This window comes from Deltaproteobacteria bacterium, from assembly GCA_016177765.1.
Lineage (GTDB): Bacteria > UBA10199 > UBA10199 > JACPAL01 > JACOUP01 > JACOUP01.
This window is the reverse complement of record JACOUP010000008.1, coordinates 1,099,176-1,117,423: the sequence shown is the minus strand read 5'-3', so window position 1 is coordinate 1,117,423 and position 18,248 is coordinate 1,099,176. Positions and strand designations below refer to the sequence as shown.

At 52.3% G+C, this 18,248-nt stretch carries 17 protein-coding genes; 10 read left to right on the top strand and 7 right to left on the bottom strand.

The window, feature by feature from the left end; all coding sequences use genetic code 11:
* Nucleotides 1–9: 9 nt before the first annotated feature.
* From HYS22_07905 to HYS22_07890, 4 genes are all read right to left on the bottom strand, one after another.
* Nucleotides 10–2,439 carry a S8 family serine peptidase gene (locus tag HYS22_07905; GenBank protein ID MBI1910076.1) on the bottom strand — a complete coding sequence of 810 codons (2,430 nt, stop codon included), beginning with the start codon at nucleotides 2,437–2,439 and terminating at the stop codon, nucleotides 10–12.
* Between the two features lie 114 nt (nucleotides 2,440–2,553).
* Nucleotides 2,554–3,687 carry a bifunctional diaminohydroxyphosphoribosylaminopyrimidine deaminase/5-amino-6-(5-phosphoribosylamino)uracil reductase RibD gene (gene ribD / locus HYS22_07900; GenBank protein MBI1910075.1) on the bottom strand — a complete coding sequence of 378 codons (1,134 nt, stop codon included), beginning with the start codon at nucleotides 3,685–3,687 and terminating at the stop codon, nucleotides 2,554–2,556.
* A gap of 14 nt (nucleotides 3,688–3,701) precedes the next feature.
* Nucleotides 3,702–4,163 (bottom strand): transcriptional repressor NrdR, encoded by a 462-nt coding sequence (gene nrdR, locus HYS22_07895; protein MBI1910074.1) that lies wholly within the window; start codon nucleotides 4,161–4,163, stop codon nucleotides 3,702–3,704.
* A gap of 31 nt (nucleotides 4,164–4,194) precedes the next feature.
* On the bottom strand, nucleotides 4,195–5,481 hold the full coding sequence (locus HYS22_07890; protein ID MBI1910073.1) for a serine hydroxymethyltransferase: 1,287 nt from the start codon (nucleotides 5,479–5,481) through the stop codon (nucleotides 4,195–4,197).
* A 189-nt stretch (nucleotides 5,482–5,670) separates the two neighbouring features.
* On the opposite strand from HYS22_07890, the gene HYS22_07885 reads away from it, so the two are divergent.
* Together HYS22_07885 and HYS22_07880 are read left to right on the top strand one after the other, a co-directional pair.
* Nucleotides 5,671–6,573 carry a hypothetical protein gene (locus tag HYS22_07885; protein ID MBI1910072.1) on the top strand — a complete coding sequence of 301 codons (903 nt, stop codon included), beginning with the start codon at nucleotides 5,671–5,673 and terminating at the stop codon, nucleotides 6,571–6,573.
* Nucleotides 6,574–6,577: 4 nt separating this feature from the next.
* Complete coding sequence (locus HYS22_07880) at nucleotides 6,578–7,270, top strand: transglycosylase domain-containing protein (GenBank protein MBI1910071.1); 693 nt, start codon at nucleotides 6,578–6,580, stop codon at nucleotides 7,268–7,270.
* 30 nt (nucleotides 7,271–7,300) lie between these two features.
* On the opposite strand, the gene HYS22_07875 is transcribed toward HYS22_07880, so the two are convergent.
* The gene (locus tag HYS22_07875; protein ID MBI1910070.1) at nucleotides 7,301–8,437 is read right to left on the bottom strand and encodes an ATP-binding protein; all 1,137 of its coding nucleotides are present in this window, start codon (nucleotides 8,435–8,437) and stop codon (nucleotides 7,301–7,303) included.
* Nucleotides 8,438–8,581: 144 nt separating this feature from the next.
* On the opposite strand from HYS22_07875, the gene HYS22_07870 reads away from it, so the two are divergent.
* From HYS22_07870 to HYS22_07850, 5 genes are all read left to right on the top strand, one after another.
* On the top strand, nucleotides 8,582–9,754 hold the full coding sequence (locus tag HYS22_07870; protein ID MBI1910069.1) for an ATP-binding protein: 1,173 nt from the start codon (nucleotides 8,582–8,584) through the stop codon (nucleotides 9,752–9,754).
* Nucleotides 9,755–9,966: 212 nt separating this feature from the next.
* Nucleotides 9,967–11,355, top strand: a complete 1,389-nt coding sequence (locus HYS22_07865; GenBank protein MBI1910068.1) for a hypothetical protein — start codon at nucleotides 9,967–9,969, stop codon at nucleotides 11,353–11,355.
* A gap of 2 nt (nucleotides 11,356–11,357) precedes the next feature.
* The gene (locus HYS22_07860) at nucleotides 11,358–13,040 is read left to right on the top strand and encodes a hypothetical protein (GenBank protein ID MBI1910067.1); all 1,683 of its coding nucleotides are present in this window, start codon (nucleotides 11,358–11,360) and stop codon (nucleotides 13,038–13,040) included.
* The gene (locus HYS22_07855) at nucleotides 13,028–14,410 is read left to right on the top strand and encodes a hypothetical protein (GenBank protein MBI1910066.1); all 1,383 of its coding nucleotides are present in this window, start codon (nucleotides 13,028–13,030) and stop codon (nucleotides 14,408–14,410) included. Before HYS22_07860 ends, HYS22_07855 begins: the two co-directional genes overlap by 13 nt.
* A gap of 95 nt (nucleotides 14,411–14,505) precedes the next feature.
* Nucleotides 14,506–15,258, top strand: a complete 753-nt coding sequence (locus HYS22_07850; protein ID MBI1910065.1) for a PKD domain-containing protein — start codon at nucleotides 14,506–14,508, stop codon at nucleotides 15,256–15,258.
* A gap of 21 nt (nucleotides 15,259–15,279) precedes the next feature.
* Here HYS22_07850 and HYS22_07845 read toward each other — a convergent pair whose 3' ends face one another.
* A complete protein-coding gene (locus tag HYS22_07845) occupies nucleotides 15,280–15,561 on the bottom strand; it encodes a type II toxin-antitoxin system RelE/ParE family toxin (protein ID MBI1910064.1) in 282 nt (93 codons plus the stop codon).
* Nucleotides 15,554–15,796 carry a CopG family transcriptional regulator gene (locus HYS22_07840; GenBank protein MBI1910063.1) on the bottom strand — a complete coding sequence of 81 codons (243 nt, stop codon included), beginning with the start codon at nucleotides 15,794–15,796 and terminating at the stop codon, nucleotides 15,554–15,556. Before HYS22_07840 ends, HYS22_07845 begins: the two co-directional genes overlap by 8 nt.
* Before the next feature lie 95 nt (nucleotides 15,797–15,891).
* Between HYS22_07840 and leuC the strand changes: the two genes are divergently transcribed.
* The 3 genes from leuC (at nucleotide 15,892) to HYS22_07825 (ending at nucleotide 18,235) form a co-directional block, all read left to right on the top strand.
* The gene (leuC, locus tag HYS22_07835) at nucleotides 15,892–17,289 is read left to right on the top strand and encodes a 3-isopropylmalate dehydratase large subunit (protein ID MBI1910062.1); all 1,398 of its coding nucleotides are present in this window, start codon (nucleotides 15,892–15,894) and stop codon (nucleotides 17,287–17,289) included.
* 80 nt (nucleotides 17,290–17,369) lie between these two features.
* Nucleotides 17,370–17,834: a hypothetical protein gene (locus tag HYS22_07830; GenBank protein ID MBI1910061.1), complete on the top strand. Its 465-nt coding sequence runs from the start codon at nucleotides 17,370–17,372 to the stop codon at nucleotides 17,832–17,834.
* Between the two features lie 23 nt (nucleotides 17,835–17,857).
* Nucleotides 17,858–18,235, top strand: coding sequence for an endonuclease domain-containing protein (locus HYS22_07825; GenBank protein ID MBI1910060.1), 378 nt, complete (start codon nucleotides 17,858–17,860; stop codon nucleotides 18,233–18,235).
* Nucleotides 18,236–18,248: the final 13 nt, after the last annotated feature.

Here is an 18,248-nt window from a genome sequence, read left to right as displayed (position 1 = left end):
GCCTTAAGACTACTTGGTCAGGGAGACATCCGTCAAGGAGGGAGTCGGGAGGTTGAGCGTCAGATTCGTAATGAGGGTCTCCTCATCAATGGTCAGGATCTTGTAATCCTTGAGATCCTTGGGAACTGTTCCGTTTTTCGAGAGGCCGGTGCAGGGCTCGTCCACAATATCACCGCAGACCTTGCCATCCTTGTTGGTATCGATACCGGCCGCCAGGTAGAAATTGCCATCGGCGATCCCCTCAAAGAGGAAGGTGTAGCCGCCAGAGGAGGTCGCCCGAACGTGGGCCTCCGGCTTGCCGGTTGCCGTATTGACCAGAAAGAGATCGATCGCCCCATAATCCTTCGCCCCTTTGATGAGATCCTCGACCAGTTTCTCCAGGTCGTCAGGGTCGCCACTGCCGGAGGTCACCTCCGCAATGACCGGAACCTCCAGCGTACTGGCGCCGTAGGTCACAACCACAGTGGCATTATAAGTCCCCTCGGCCAGGGTTTCATCGATCTTGATCCCAACGATCCAGCCAGCATTTCTTTTCTCCAACGTCTCAAAAGAAAGCCAGGGGACATTCGCCTGATCCTTGATCGTCACGGCGGCTTCTCTATTAAAGACCAGGAGCGGCGCCCCCATCAGCCCCTCTTCCAGATGCATGGTCGCATAAGAAACAGACAGCGGGGCCCGTTGGTTGGCGACGGCCGAAAGGGCGGCACCGGCATTCACCAGCCCCCAGCCATAATAGTTGTCACGCCCCACGGAGCCCAGATCGAAGGCGGTTTGTGTTAAAATATCCTTCACCTGGGTCTTGTTCAAGGCCGGATTCTTGGAGAGCATCATCGCCGCCACACCGGCCACATGGGGGGCCGCCTGTGACGTTCCGCTCAAGAGACCGTATTGATCGGTTGGGCCGATGGCACTCGTCACCTCAACGCCGGGGGCAACAAGATCTTGCCGGGGGCCATAGTTGGAAACGATCCCGTAGGCCTCATAGCTATCGACAAACTCCCCATACTCTCCGGTCATCCCGACGCAAATAACCTCCTGAAAGGCGCAGGGGTAAACAGTCTCATTGCTCATCGGTACCGAGGGATTTTCCGGATTCCCGTTCCCTGAGGCCGCCACAAGGACCAGACCTGCCTGAGAAGCCCTCCGGAGACAGGGCTCAAAGAGCGCCCGGCCCTCCGCATCCAAAGGATACCCAAAGCTCATATTGATGATTCGGGCCCCATTGTTCTTGGCCCAGTCCAGCCCTTGACAGGCCAGATCCACATTGGTTTCCGTCCCATTCACAATACGGATCGGCATGATCTTCGCCTTGGGGGCGACAGAGGCGACAATCCCGGCCACATGGGTCCCATGGAAACGGATCGCACCGGTGGTCATCGTATCCGTGGCATCGGCATTATTGTCCACAAAATCGTAGCCGGCCACCAACCGCCCCTGAAACGCGGGGTGATTGGGGATAATCCCTGAATCCAGAACCGCCACGATCAGATCCGACCCACTGTTATTTGGAAAGAAGGTAAGGGCCGCCGGCTGATTGATGAGCGGCAAGTTCCATTTGTCACCGGCATGGCTCTGTATTCGAAGAATCGTGTTGGGACTGCAGGCCTCGATATCGGGATCGGACGCCTTGAGTTGGGCGCAGGCCGCCTTCGCCTGGGAGTGGGCCCGGGTATAAAGGTCTCTCCGGTCAAAAACCTGTTTGGCAAAATCGGCGGTCTCTACGCCCATCGCCTGGAGGGAGGAACTCCCTTGGGTGAACCACCCTTGGGTGAATCGCTCTTTGAATTTAATCTTGGTGATACCGGTGCCGGTATTCTCCTCAACAGACTGGACCGTCAGAGAGGATCCCCCTTCGGGTGAATCACCCGCTCCAGAGGCCAAACTCATCCCTTGAAGAGAACCGTTCCCGACCGCTACCCGATTTTCCTTGTAACGAACCAGGACCTCCCCCGGCACAGCACTCGCCACGGTGATTCCCTTGCTCGCAATCGCCACAGAATCAGGGCCAATTTTTACACGACCGGCAACACGGCCACCGATAACATCTCCGGCTTCGCCAGTCTTGGAGTAGTAATAGGTCTTGTCGATCACGAGCAATTTATCATCAATCTCATAATTGTGGGTCATCGGGTCGGTGGGAGGGAATATAAAATCAATCTGTTTTCCCTTGGGGGTGTAGGTCCCGGCCACGGCAAACGCCGTCGAACCATCATTCGCCTTTCCCTCAACGGTGATTCCGCGCTCCCCCTTCTTCATCGTAAAGGTAAGAACCAGACGGACCTCACCGGTCATCGACTGGGCCTGCCACCGGCCGGCCAGAAGCTTGTCGGATTGCGTGGCATCCACCCCGTCGTCATCACTGCCGCCGCAAGAGGCGAGACCCAACAGGGCAAGACCAAGGCCGATAAAGGACAAGATTTTTATGGTCGATGCTTTCATAGCCACTGGTTAACAGAGCAAATAACATGCCAAAGTAGGGGCAGACGACCACGCGCCCCTACTCATTGAAATTACATTGGATTTTACTGTGACCCGAAGGAGAGGCCTTTTCCCCTAATCAGCCCTGTTGGGGAGAAGATACCCCGTTACCAGGAGGTCTGGCCCCACCTTTTCCACAGAGACAGAGTGGAGTGTCGGGAGCCCTTTCAGACCCTCATTTTCCAGACCGGAAAACATCGGAAGCCCACCCCCCCCCAAAAAGCGGGGGGAATAGAAGAGGAGGAGCTTATCCACCAAACCTTGTTCGATAAACGATGAATGGATACCCGGCCCCCCTTCCACCAGGAGGCTGGTGATCCCCTTCTCACCCAATTTGTGGAGGAAATCATGGAGATCAATCCTCCCCCCGGGGGTTGACCGGCAGAAGAGGATCTCCACACCGGCCTTCTGGAATAATTTCTGCCTTTGCAAAGAAACCCTTTCAACGGTCACCACCACCGGCGGCGGGCCGGCGGTTTTCCCAAAAACCTTGGCCGTTGGCTCCACGTAAAGAGAACTGTCCAGGACAAGTCGGAGCGGATTTTTACCCTTTCCCCCTGGAATTCGTGTGGTCAGTTGGGGATTGTCCCTTGCCACGGTGTTTGCCCCGACGGCAATCGCATCGACCTGATCCCTCAGTTCATGGGCCCTCAAGCGGGACTCCGGGGAGGTAATCCAGCGCGAGTCCCCTTTTCGGGTCGCCACCATCCCGTCCAGTGTGACCCCCGCCTTCAAAATAACAAAAGGGAGTCCGGTGGAAATATGCTTGAAATAAACCTCGTTCTGTTGTCGGCACTCCTGTTCAAGGATCCCCAATTCAACCCGAACCCCTTTTTTTCGCAAACAAGCAATCCCTTTTCCCCCCACCAGGGGATTGGGGTCGCCGACACCGACAACGACATTACGGATTCCCGATCGGACAATCGCCTCCGTGCAGGGAGGGGTTCGACCCTGGTGACAACAGGGTTCGAGATTGATATATAAGGTAACCTCTTGTAGGGGCAGACCTGTGTGTCTGCCCTTTTTTTGGCGGCCACGCAGGGCCGCCCCTACATTTTCTATCGCTTCTACCTCCGCATGCGGCAGACCGGCCTTGTGGTGATACCCCTCGGCAATAATTTTATTTTTCTGAACGATAACGGCCCCAACCATCGGGTTCGGAGAGGTCCGGCCGACCGCCTGTCTGGCGAGTTCAAGGCAACGTCTCATGTAGAATTCGTGGGTCATTTCACAGGCTGTTTCAACAACCCCTTCAATTCCGCCATAAACTCATTAATATCCTTGAACTCCCGATAGACCGAGGCAAACCGGACATAGGCGATCTGATCCAGTTGTTTCAGTTCCGCCATGATCCTCTCTCCGATTTCAGAGGCAGGGATCTCCTTTTCCCCCTTCTCCTGCAGGGACTGTTCCACGGCGGTCACTGTCTTTTCGATCGTCTCGATCGAGATCGGCCGTTTTTCACACGCCTTCTGGATCCCCCCCCGTACCTTGTTCCGGTCGTAAGGCTCCCGTCGGCCATCTTTCTTGACCACCAGCGGCAAAAACTCCTCGACCCGTTCGTAAGTGGTAAACCGCCGGCTACAGGCCTCACACTCCCGGCGGCGCCGGATCAGATCCCCCTCCTTGGAGAGGCGGGAATCGATCACACGGTTATTGGCATCCAAACAGAAAGGGCATTTCATGGGGTATTATAATAGGGGCTCGCGTCGCCCCCTACAAATATAATGGAAATTTTTGACACAGTTGTTTTACCTCTTCCCGGATCTCTCTTTTTTTCTTCTCATTCTTGGGATCGGAGAGCACCTCATGGATCCACCCGCCGATCTGTTTCATTTCGTTCTCTTTCATCCCCCGTGTCGTCAGGGCTGGTGTGCCGATCCGGATACCACTCGTAATCAGAGGGCTCTGGTCGTCAAAGGGAACCCCATTCTTGTTCACAGTAATGCCGGCCTCTTCCAAGACCTCTTGGGCCTCCTTGCCGGTAACCTTGCGATTACGGAGATCGATCAACATCAGGTGGTTATCGGTCCCCCCGGAAATAATTTGATAATCGTAACCGACGAGGGTTTCGGCCAACGTCTTGGCATTGGTAATCACCTGCCTGGCGTAGGATTCAAAGGAGGGCTCAAGGTTTTCCAAAAAACCGACCGCCTTGGCCGCAATGATATGCATTAATGGGCCTCCCTGAATACCGGGGATCACCATGGCGTCAAGCAATTCTCCCATCCTCTTCTTACGGCCTGATTTTGGAGCAACCAGACCGAACGGATTTTCAAAATCCTGCCCCATCAGGATGATCCCGCCGCGGGTGCCGCGGAGGGTCTTGTGGGTGGTAGAGGTTACCACGTGGCAGTGCGGGAGAGGGTCATCCAGGAGTTTCTTGGCGATCAGCCCCGCAGGGTGGGCGATGTCCGCAAAAAGAAACGCCCCGACCGAATCGGCAATTTCGCGGAATTTTTTGTAATCGATGTTACGGGAATAGGCGGAGGCGCCGACCGTGATCATCTTCGGTTTCTCCTTCTTGGCCAGGTCAGCAACCTGGTTATAGTCAATCCGCCCCGTCTTTGGATCGACCCCATACGCCGCAAAGTTATAGAGCTGACCCGAAAAATTAACCGGTGAACCATGGGTTAGGTGCCCGCCGTGGGAGAGGTTCATCCCGATCACCTTGTCCCCCGGTTTCAAAAAGGTAAAATAGACCGCCATGTTCGCCTGCGAACCGGAGTGGGGCTGGACGTTCCCGTAAGAGGCCCCAAAAAGTCTTTTCAGCCGTTCACGGGCCAGTTCTTCCACCTGATCGACAAATTCACAGCCGCCATAATACCGTTTGCCGGGGTACCCTTCCGCATATTTGTTGGTCATCACGCACCCAGCCGCCTCAAGCACCGCTTTGCTGACAAAATTCTCAGAGGCAATCATCTCAAGTGAGTTTTCTTGCCGCGACAATTCACTACCAATCGCCTTGGCTACTTCCGGATCCTGCCTTTGCAGATGGGCCATCGATGCCTCCCTAAGTAATTAATAACGGCACAGTAAGAAATGACTGACCTTCCGTCAATCCCGAAAAAACCATCAAATCGGGGGCCGCTCTCCCCACCTGCCAGGCGTGACTGGCCAACAACTAGCTGGAATCAGTCGTTTTTTTGAGTTGTCCCTGTTGGCACACCATTTGCTTTTGTACTGGGTAGGATGAAAAAGCAATTAACCATAGTCGCCTTATCTATCGCCTTCGCGCTGGCCCTCCTTCCGGCCTGCGAGAATAACGATGAACCCAAGATCGGTCCTGAAGGGGATACAGTGACTCCCACCTTCCCGGTCATCGACAAGAAAAAAACTGATTGCCAGGGGACGGTGGATGCGAATGGGCAGTGTCAGGAGGCAGGGAGTGGTAACACCGGCGGTGACGGTGGCCCCACAGGGGGGACAGGGGGAGGCAACGGTGTCAGCGGGACCCCCGGAGGAGGGAACGAGACACCTCCTTCGATCAATGTCGAACTCCACCGTTGTGGTCTCTCCGATCCGAGCTGTCAGCCGATGATCGACGGACAGGACAAAGTCGTCGGGGCCCTCAAGCTCACCTGGGAGTTAATTGGGATCCAGTCAGCCTTTGTCCAGCTCCCGACTCAGGACGATCCTGGTGTTGGCACACAAGATCAGTTCCTCAACCCTTTTAATTACATGCCGTTCCTCGGTAGCACAACCGCTCCTTACATGGGCCGCACAAAATACAATCCGGATGATCTTCTGGACCACCCCCTTAAGGACTGGGATAGCTACATGCCGTTTGTCAAAAACCGGATTTTAGGGGATGCGGAGGCGTTGCCTTTCAACTATTGTGTCGCCGCGGCATCCAGCATTGCCTCCGCCCTTGCCCAAACAGAAAATCGCCTCTGTTATAGCAGTCCGCAGACGAATGAGGCCAATTATCTGAATATCTTCTTCCCCTTGAGGCGGGGGGAGACCACAAGACGGGGGACATGGCTCCTGAATGCGAGAGATACCTCCAAGATTATTGTCTACTATAAGGAATTTGCCAGCACCGTCGTGAAAACCATTCTCCTGACACAACCGGCTTCAATATCCTCACAATAAAAAAATGCAAATAACCGTTAAAATCCTGCTGGCCTCCTTTTTTTTGATGATGGCCGGCCTGGCAGTCCCTCTGGGCCTTCTTTACAAGAGCCTGCCTGATCCCTCTTCGTTAAAGGAAACCGATCCCAAGACCACCTCATTCATTCAAGGGAAGTGTCGTTTGGAATCGTGCCCCCTCTCATGGAGCCCCCTTTCTGGAATGCCATCCTTTGTTCCCCAGGCGATTGTGCTGGCCGAGGATACCCGCTTTTTCAGCCATAACGGGATTGATCGGCATAATATCCTCAGGGCCTTAAAGATCAATATCCGGAGTAGAAAGATCGTCTGGGGGGGCAGTTCGATCACGATGCAGTTGGCCAAGAATCTCTACCTGAAGCCGGACAAGACGCTCGGCCGTAAACTGGCAGAGCTGGTCCTGACCTACAAACTGGAGAAAACCCTCTCCAAAGAACGGATACTCGAGCTTTATTTGAATGTTGCGGAATGGGGGCCAAACCTTTTTGGGATCGGGAACGCCAGTCTCCATTACTTTCACAAAGAACCGTCTCAACTGAGGCTGGAAGAGGCGGCCTTTTTGGCCTCCCTCCTCCCGAATCCTTCCCTTGTTGCTGATGGGGATCTTCCAGACCGTTTCTTAATCGCCGGCTCTTTTCTCTTTGAGGAGCTGGTCAAGCAGTACCAACCGGTCGTCAATTAGCCAATATCGGCATCAAGACATTGGCGACCTTTAGGCAAACTTCCTTTCCCAGAGGAGTGTGAGGAAAATAGACCAGGGAAGGATCTGAATATTCTGGACAACGCGGGGGGTTTTTTCGAGTGAGACCGCTACCAGGTGTTTGATCTTTTTTTCTTCCTGAAGGGCCAAAAGTCCTTTCAGGTCATTGGGCGTAATATTAGTTTTGGCCTTGACCTCAACAGCCACCGCCTCCTCGATAACAAAGTCGACCTCAAATCTGGATTTCGAGCGCCAATAGTAGAGATTCCCGCACTTGGTATAATCAACAAATGTCTTCATCTCATGAAAAAGATAGGCCTCGAAGGCTTCCCCAAACTCCGGTGATCTCGGCTGGATCGATTGACGGTGTTGAAGATGACGAACAACGCCCCAATCGAACAAATAAAACTTGCTGGTCGTAATCGGTTTCCTCTTTTGACTTTTCTGCCATGCGGGAAGTTCGTGGGCAATAAGGGTGTCTTTGAGGATCTGGAAATATTCGTGGACAGTCGTTCTGGGGATCTGGGCGTCATTACTGATGGAGGTATAGTCAATCATCTGACCATTACAAGAAGCGGCCACTTCCAGAAAACGGCTAAAAGCGGGAATGTTCCGCGTGAGTCCTTCCGCGGCGATTTCCTCCTTGAGATAATCACCGGCATACCCCTCCAGATCATCCTCAGGGTTGTCAGAAAGATAGATCGAGGGGATAAGACCCCGATTCAACGCCTTCAGGAGGTCAAATTGATCTCCCAGTTCGTGATAAATAAAAGGATGAAAGGCGCGCGACCAGGCCCGCCCTCCAAGGAGGTTCACGCCACCCCGACGGAGTTTCCTTGCGCTGGAACCGGTCAGAAGGAACCTGACTTTTCTGGATTCAATTAATCGATGGACCTCATCGAGGAGATTCGGAAGTTTCTGAATCTCATCAATCACAACAACGGTGTCTCTGGGTCCAAGCTCCTCTTCCAACCTCTCGGGCCTTTGACCCAAGGAAAGAAGCGTGCGACTGTCCAGGAGATCATAGAAACGACAAGAGGGGAACTGGTGCTGAATGAGACTGCTCTTCCCGGTCTGACGGGGTCCAAAAAGAAAGAGAGATTTCTTTTCCAGAAGGGGGCGAAGATCCAGGAGGCGAGGAAGATACATAGATGATGACCAACGACTATTATAGCGTTTATAATGATATCTGACGATATATCTGTCAATAAGAATCTTGCCTGATGGACCACTGATCAGGATAATCATGATAATCATTGACAATGACCTCTATTATCATGATAATCGGTTGTGATGTACCCACTTGAAATCAAAAGAATTCTTGATATTACAATTCCAAAAAACCCGTTAAAGGGCTCCGGTGCCGCTTTTCTTTGGGGTCCCCGGGGAACCGGAAAAACAACCTGCCTCAAGCAAAAGTATCCCGACGCCAAGTATTATGACCTGCTTCAGACGGATATTGTGGCAGACCTGACCTTGCACCCCTACCATCTGCGGGAGGAAATTTTGGCGCAAAAGCCGCCGATGGTTATCATGGATGAGGTTCAAAAAATTCCCGCTCTGTTAGATGAAATTCATTGGCTTCTGGAAAACAGGCCCACCCTGTTTATTCTGTGCGGGTCCAGCGCGAGGAAACTCAAGAGGGAAGGGAAAAATCTTCTGGGAGGGAGGGCCGTATCCTATCAACTGTTTCCCTTTACTTCTATTGAGATTGAAAATTTCAATCTGGATAAGGCGCTGCAATTTGGGACCGTTCCACGCCACTACTTGTCCGATTCCCCCCGCCCACTCCTCAATGCTTATATCAACAATTACCTTAAGGAAGAAGTCATCGATGAAGCGCTGATCCGGAATGTTCCTTCCTTTGCGGAGTTTCTCAAGACCGTTGCCCTCACCCATGGACAGCTTCTCAATTACGCCAATGTGGCGCGAGAAGTGGGGGTGTCCCCTTCAACGGTTCGGGCCTATTACCGGATTTTGGAAGATACGCTTGTCGGACACCGTTTGGAACCGTGGAAAAAGAAAAAAGACAGACGTCTGATCGAAACGGAAAAGTTCTATCTTTTTGATGTGGGAGTCGCCAATCATCTCCATCCGGAAATTCGTGAGGTTGTTCCCGGAACCGATATTTATGGCAATGCCTTTGAACACTTTCTGATTGAAGAGATCCGCGCCTTTCTTTCCTACAAGGGAAGGGACGATCCTCTGACGTTCTGGAGAACCACCACAGGTTACGAAGTGGATATTATCATCGGCTCGATGGCTGTCGCCCTTGAATTCAAGTCGGCCAAAAAAGTGACGGAGGGCCATTTGAAGGGAATGAAAGCCCTTTTGGAAGAACACAAGGTGGGCCGGGCCTGTCTGGTGAGCCAGGAAGAAGTGCATCGTAAAACAACGCAAGGCATTGAGCTGATCCATTGGAAGATGTTTTGCGAGAAACTCTGGTCAGGGGAATTCCTTTCCTAAACCTCCTTCAAGAGATTCTCAATTTGACAAAACCTGTCAAAATATTGGCGGTTTTTGGGCCTTTAAGAACCACTCAGCATTAATAAAACCAAGTAAAAACAAATGGTTAATAATTAAGAGCCTATGGCATGGGGTTTGCTTCTATTAAGGATGGAGGTTGCCGCGGCAACTTGGCTTGGTCCAAGGGCCGAAAATAGGGGTCGGAGGTTCTTATGAAAACAGCTTTTAAAACCGGTTGGGTTCTTTCCATCTGCCTCCTGGCACTTGCCTGTTCCGATTCAGAAAAGAAATCAACCATCACCTGCACGCTCGGTTCCTCGGCCATCCAGGCCCCAACACAAGTAGCAGTCAAGGCCGAAAATGTTTCACTCACCTTCACGGAGAACGGGACCGCGACCCTTTCCTGCATGGGTCTCCCTCCTGCACCAGAATCCCAACCCTCTGTGGATGCCGGAGGAAAAATCGTCACCACCTCGGCCAACATGAAGGCGATGAAAAAATCTGATAAACCGGATAAGGTAGAGATCTCTCTCTCGTGGGATTGTTCCCAGTGCACCTGTCCCCCTGCCAATGGGGGAGAGGCCTTGAAAGATATCGCTCCCCCCCCTCCGGCCCGTGCCACCGTCGTGGATGGCACAAAGACAATGGAAGGGGAGCCGACTCTGTCGGTGGATGATAAAGGGGACTGCACACTCGAACAGACGATCAATGTTCAGGTCGGGACTACCGCCCCCGGCGGCCCCACCTGCGGCAACGGAAGCTGTGAAACTGGTGAGGATGCCACCAACTGCCCGGCCGATTGTACCGGATCAACGCCTCCCCCACCGCCGCCGGCTCCTCCTGGACCAACAGCGGAGAACTGCTCTAACGGGATTGATGATGACGCCGATGGGCTCGTGGATGCCAATGACACCGATTGCGGAGCGGCGGGTGCTGGCGGCGGTGGGAATAACAGCAGACCGGTAGCGCGGTGGGTCGGTCCCGGTCAGGCACAAGTCGTCACCGAAGAGGCGGCCCCACACTTTAGCGCCAGCGACCGAGTTTCTGATATCTTTCTGACACTGAAGACCTCCAATGCCCAGGAGGCGGGGATGGGTAGCGCCCCTGGATTCGGTTGCTACTATGTAGATCTCTGTCCCCAGAACTCCCGGGAGGGATGCATCAAGGCCCTAAAATATACGATGTGGCGTGATCGGCCCTATTTCTGGACCTATGCCGGGGCCCAGTGCTCGGGCAATTCACGAAGTCTCTCTTCCCTCACCTGTCAATTCGGAGTTGCGAATCTTTCGGCAGAAAACGTTCGAAGATACCGTCTTTACATCCGTGCCAGCGGCGTTCAAAGACAGGACAATCCTGACCAGCGGAATACGCACTGTCGTGCTTATTGGGAAGACGAGTGTGGAAATAAAAAATGCGTTGAACAGACGACCGGTCCTGAGTTGGATGACCCCTGGCATGTCGCCAGCTATCAGGTCATGGTCAAATTGACCAACGGGCGTGAGGTCAATTTCCCTGAACGAGACAATTACCAAAAGGGGGGGATTGGATGGTGGATCGGCAAGGTCGGTGGTGTCATTAAAGAACTTTTTTATTCATTCTAACGATGAAAATTATTCTCACAACTTTTGTCTTGATTCTCTCCTTCTCTCTTTTGGCCTGTTCCGACAGCGCAAAGAAATCGGAGATTGCCTGCACACTCAGTTCTTCAGCCATTCAGAATCCCACACCTGTCCCGGTCAAGGGAGATAATATCTCTCTCACCTTTACAGAGTCAGGAACCGCGACCCTTTCCTGCATGGGGCTTCCGCCGGCACCTGAATCCCAACCCTCCGAGGAAGGAAAGATCGTCATCACCTCAGCCAATATGAAGGCGATGAAAAAATCTGATAAACCGGATAAGGTCGAGATCTCTCTCTCGTGGGATTGTTCCCAGTGCACCTGTCCCCCCACCGATGAGGGAGGGGCCTTAAAAGATATTGCTCCCCCTCCCCCTGCCCGCGGAACGGTGGTCAATGGTACAAAGGCGATGGAAGGGAATCCCCAGCCGACAGCCGGTGAAAAGGAGTCCTGCACCCTTGAACAAACGATTACTGTCCAAGTCGGCACCGTCGCACCGGGGGGGAGTGTTTGCGGGAATATGGTTTGTGAAACTGGAGAAGATGCCAATAAATGCCCGGTGGATTGTACAGGGAATGATAGTGAGGGCGACGGAGGAAGCAACAGTGGCACCGGTAGCGGGGACGGTGGGAGTAACGGTGAAGGCCCCGGTGAAGATGACAATGACGATGATGACCCGGGCAACGGAGATGTTGCCGGCGGTGGCAATCCTCCCCCTTCTGCGGAAAACTGCATTGATGGGATCGATAACGATCAAGATGGCTTCACCGACGCTAACGACCCCGATTGCGGGGCCGGAGGAACGGGGGGTGGTAACGCTGGGGGTGGTCGTAGCAACGACGATGATGATGCCGATGAGGATGAGACAGAAACAGCCGTTTTGGTAGTGGAGGCCCCAGCGGGTTATGTCGCCACCGTCGTACCGTCTTTAAGGCCACGAAGCTACACCGATGGAAGAAAAAGGGTCGCCCTTGTTGTTAAACTCTACAGCAAAGTTAATTTTGGGGGTAGCTGGGGCACCTTCGTCCATAGTGTAAGAGACACCAACTGGGATGGGGTCGGTTCTATAAAGATATGGAAGGGACCCAATTATTGCAACGGAGATAAAATCAGAGTTTATGGCGATCAAAACTATAATACTGATGATCGAGGGAGTTCTATTGAATTGGTACCGGGTAAATATCCTGATTTTGAACGTTTTTGGAGGGGCAATAACCGTTTGACCACCCGTGTTCAATCAATAAAATATAAACTGGTTCGCGGTTGCCGCGAGGCGGACGATCTTCGAGGGCAATCTCATGTATGGTCTCATAAGATTCCAATCATCCTCTATTTATATCAGGACAAAAATTATAGCGGTGATATTGTCCGTATCATTCACGACATAGGAAACCTTGATGACATGGACTTTAATAACAGGGCCTCCTCGGCCAAGGTGAGAAAAGGACCCGACTTCAACGATCATGCCAAAGTAAAGGTTTGGGAGAGTAAAAACTACAAGGATGGTTATCAATTTCTGAAGGTGAATGGACGAGCCAGAGGTAATTACCCTGACCTCAGCACTATTAACTTCAAGAACAATGATGATACAAATATCCATGATGATATCGAGGCTGTAACCATCAGGGGACAAGAATGCACCCGTAGAGGTGATAAATGCGAATACTGAAGATAAAAAAGTTGCCGGTATTTCTCCTTTTTCTCCCTCTCCTTCTTCTTTCTTTCGCCTGTTCCGACAACGATAAAAAAGAGGCCCAGGGAGAGACCGCCTGTACCCTTTCCGGGCTGGCCGGCGATCCCGTCACCGTCCCGATCAAGGCAGACAGCTACGAGATCAAGCCGACCGAGAGTACGACTCTCACCATTACCTGTCAGGTCCCCCCCAGCCAGGCGGCCCAGTCCCAGTTGGATGAGAGCGGCAGTGTGGTGGTAGCCAAGGGGGCAAAATTACAGGCGAGCAAAAAAGAGGAGATCCAACCCGGCGAATCGATTTCTCTTTCATGGGACATGTCCGGTGGAACTCCGGTCTGTCCTGAAAATGAAAAAGATCAGCCCTGCACTATTGAAAAAACTCTCACTATTAACGTGAAACCTGGCGAAGTGCCCCCACCGCCACCACCTCCCCCCCCGCCTCCACCGCCACCACCTCCCCCTCCACCAGTCGTTGATTCTAGTCGCCGATACAATGCCGGTCTTTTCTCAAGGGCCTTCAATATTTTCAGAAATGCCGTAGACGACCTGCGTGTTCCTTCTACACCGCCTACGCCCAGCCGATGTCCTGAAACTGTATATGATGACGGCCGACAGCCAGTCTTCTTTGTGGTCCAGGCCTGGGAAGAGGCAAACTTCCAAGGGGTCCACCGTACCTACGTTGACTCCACTCGCTCGGTTGGGAGGGAGATGAACGATAAGATCCGTTCCGTCAAGATTTGGATCGGTCCCAATGGGTGGGAAGGGACCGTCGCCTTCTGTTCGGGTGATAACTACCAAGGGCGTTGTAGCTCGCTACAAGCGGGGACCTACACAAACTTCAGTAATGAAATCAGTTCCATCAAATTCTACCACTCGATGGGAGAAGACGGTCGGTGCCAGGGGACTCCTCCCAGTCATCGATGGAACAAATCAATCCCTCTTATTGTAGAGCTGTATGAACATATCGACTTCAGGGGAGAGCATCGGACCGTTATTAAAGACTATCCCTACCTTGGGTCCGAATACAATGACAATTGGAGTTGTAACGACGACAACTGTATTGGCGGTCCCGCTATAGAAGCAAGTGGGCTTACTTTCAACGACCGCACCTCATCCATAAAGGTCATCAAGGGACCTGACTCTTCTATCGGTGACTGCGTCTGGTTTTATGAAAATGGTAATTACAATGAGGTGAACGGTGAGTATGACCGAAACTCATTCGGTTTTAGTCTTAGTCGCGGTCAAGAGGTGTCCGATGTTGGAGAATATGCCAGAACCAACTATAGGTCTAGCGGCTATACTGGAGATTTCAACGACACACTAAGTTCCGTTAGCTTCTGCGAATAGTGACTACGTCTGGTTTTATGAAAACAGTAATTACAATACTGCGGCAAAGGATGTGTATGGGGCAAATTCATCCGGTTTTAATCTTAGTCACGGTTATGCTGGCCGCTTGCAGCGACAGCGATAAAAAAGAGGCCCAGGGAGAGACCGCCTGTACCCTTTCCGGGCTGGCCGGTGATCCCGTCGCCGTCCCGATCAAGGCAGAGAATTACGAGATCAAGCCGACCGAGTCTACCGTACTGACCCTCACCTGTCAGGTGCCACCGAGTCAGGCCTCCCAGTCCCAGTTGGATGACAAGGGGACCGTCCTCATCGGAAAACCGGCCAAACTCCAAGCGACCAAAAAGGAAGGGATCAGGCCGGGAGAACCAGTCCTCCTCTCTTGGGACCTCTCCGAAACAACCCCCATTTGTCCGGAGGATGACAGAGGAGGCCCTTGTCTGATTGAAAAAAAGATCTCCTTTAATATCGTCCCGGAAGGCCCCCCACCGCCACCGGTCCCCTCTCCGGAACCATCCCCCAACCCTACCCCCCCTCCGCCAGCGCCTCCCCCAAGCGGGGAATCCACCATGGAGATAGGAATCAGCTTTAGCTATCGATGGCTTCCGGCAGGGGGTGACAGCGGCTTCATGGATTTAAGGGCGTTGGTTATCGGCGGCGGCTCCTCCCCTTATCTCTACAACTGGAAGTTTCTGAATACCAACACCCAAGCGGTAGGAGAGATCACCTCCCTCCCGGTGACCAAAGGGGATACCTACCGGGTTGAACTGACTGTCACCGATTCCCGAGGGGATACCAGGACCAAAACCAAATCGATCCAGGTCTGCGTGACGGCAGACGGTTATTGTTGAAAAGATTCGGAACAAACCCGTTTAACGATAAGCTTCTTTGCGATGGTGGGCCGCGGTCATGAAAACCAGTTTCTCTTTCTCATTAATCTGATAAAAGAAACGCCAATCGCCGATGCGATAACGCCACGTGGGGGGTTGCCAGTCGCGAAGCTTCTTGATTTGGGGCCCAAAATGAGGTTCTTCCCTCAACTGGGGATAAACAAACAACCTCAATTTTTGTTCCAGCGGGGCAAATCGCTGTGGCGCGATCTCCCTGACGTTTTGAAGAAAGTTTTTCGTCTCAAAAACTTGGTATCTAGCCAACGAGTCTCCCACGGCGGGCGGCCGTATCGCGGGACCCCCTTTTCAAACGACGGAGAAGGGTTTTGTCGGAAAGAATTTCTTCCATCTCCTCTTCTTCAATCAGTTCGGACATTCGGGCATATTGAAGAACTGCCATTTCAATAAAATTAGACAGCGACCGTTTTTCAGCATTAGCGCGATTGATAAAGGTCCTGTAAACAGGATTTTCAATCCGCAAGGTAACTGTTTTTGCCATGAAGCCTCCTTTTATTCATTATTATTCTATAAAATTCATAATGAATCAAGACTTTTTTGTTGAAAAACTGCTTCTTCCCTCATAGCATTTTTGCAATGCCCCAAACCCTCTTTGAAAAGGTCTGGAACCGTCACAAGGTCAAAGAGCTCTCCGATGGCACCACCCTCCTTTATATAGACCGTCACCTCGTCCATGAAGTGACCAGTCCTCAAGCGTTCGAAGGTTTAAGAACAGCTCACCGTCAGGTCCGCCGGCCGGAACTGACCTTTGCCACGATGGACCATAACGTCCCGACGATCGACCGGATGAATATCACCGATGAGATCGCCCGGGCCCAGATCGAGGCGTTGCGCAAGAACTGCCAGGAATTTGGGATCACCCTCTATGATTTGGATAGTAACGAGCAAGGGATTGTCCATGTAATCGGCCCGGAACTGGGACTCACCCTCCCCGGAACAACGGTCGTCTGCGGCGACAGCCACACCTCGACCCACGGCGCCTTTGGGGCCTTGGCCTTCGGGATCGGAACCTCAGAGGTGGAGCATGTTTTGGCCACCCAGTGTCTGGTCCAAAAGAAACCGAAGGTTTTTAAGGTGGAGTTTTCGGGAAAACCCTCCAAAGGGGTCACCGCGAAAGACCTCATCTTAAAATTGATCGGCACGATCGGCACCGCCGGCGGGACCGGTCACGTCCTTGAATATTGTGGCGAGGCAATCCGCTCTCTTTCAATGGAGGGTCGAATGACCCTCTGCAACATGAGTATTGAAGCGGGCGCCCGGGCCGGGATGATCGCCCCGGATGAAACAACTTTTGATTTTATCAGCACAAATAAGGCTGGGGAACCCAGTCGCCCTTTTTCGCCAAAAGGAAAACAATTGGAAGATGCAATCCACTTCTGGAGAAATTTGCCGACCGATGCCGGGGCCAAATTTGATAAAGAGATCTCTCTCGATTCCTCAAAAATTGCCCCTCAGGTCACCTGGGGGACCAATCCCGGAATGGTGGCTGATGTCGATGGCCGAGTCCCCAAGCCTGAGAATAAAGATACGGAGAGGGCCCTCGACTACATGGGGCTTAAACCGGGGGCAAAGATAACAGAAATTCCGATCGATGTTGTCTTCATCGGGAGTTGCACCAATTCCCGCATTGAAGACCTCCGGGCCGCCGCCAGGATTTTCAAGGGGAAAAAGAGAAATCCTAAGGTTCAGGTCCTCGTGGTCCCCGGTTCACAAAAGGTGAAGCAGGCCGCAGAAGCGGAAGGGTTGCATAAAATTTTCAAGGAGGCTGGTTGCGAATGGCGGGAACCCGGTTGTAGTATGTGCCTCGCGATGAATCCGGACCAGCTACTCCCCGGCCAACGGGCCGCTTCTACCTCCAACCGGAACTTTGAAGGGCGCCAAGGCAAGGGGGGACGGACTCATCTTGTTAGCCCGGAGATGGCGGCCGCGGCCGCCATCGAGGGGCATTTTGTGGATGTGAGAAAATGGGAATGAAAACCCTCACCCATCCATGGGGTCGCGATGGCAACTCCCCTCTCCCGATAATGGGAGAGGGCTAGAGGTACCCAGTGTTAATGAAAAACAGTGTCCTACTAACTTTGTTTGATATTCTTGGTTACTGCGAGTGGATCAATGATCCGAGTTATACTCTTCAAGATAAAGTTAATGTGCTCAGACGTTTGAATCAAATATGCGAAGCTAATGAACTTGAATCATCACAAAAATGGTTAGGTGTTTCGCTTTGTGACTCGGTAGAAACTCATTATGGCAAATTGCTACCAGATTCGCCTTATATCACCAGATTTCTCGTTCCCGTTGAGGATGGTTGTCAAGAAAGGTGGGTTCTGGACTGGCCCACTGTATCAAAAAGCTTGCCTCAATGGGCTTGGGATTATCTTTGTTCAGAGAAAGACATCACGTTTCTTAAAGATCGTTCTCCAAAAGAATGCCAAAAGAGATATGAATCAACATTAGCATTTTATTCAAAGCGCTTCACGAGCCCTCTCCCCTCGGCGGGAGAGGGACGCGATAACCGTTGAGACAGTGAAGGGTGAGGGGGAAAATGGGCTCAAGCACGGTAGATAAGGCACGCTGGTTAAGACAAATTGGGACGCTAAGTGAGTCCAAGCTGTGGCACGCCCTCCGCTATCAGAAACTGGGGGTTAAATTCAGACGACAAGAACCGATCGATCATTATATTGTCGATTTCTGCTGTTTTGAGAGGCGACTCGTTATAGAAATTGACGGGGGCATTCATGAAAATCCGGATCAGAAGAAATACGATGGGCAACGCGAATCTCACCTTAGGGATGAGGGGTTCAGAATCTTGCGTTTCAGAAGTGAAGAGGTTGAGAAAAGACTCGATGAGGTGATTGAAAAAATAAAAAGAGAGATCTTGAGCCCTCTCCCCCTGGCGGGAGAGGGGGAAATATTATCCTGATTATCTTAAGAGG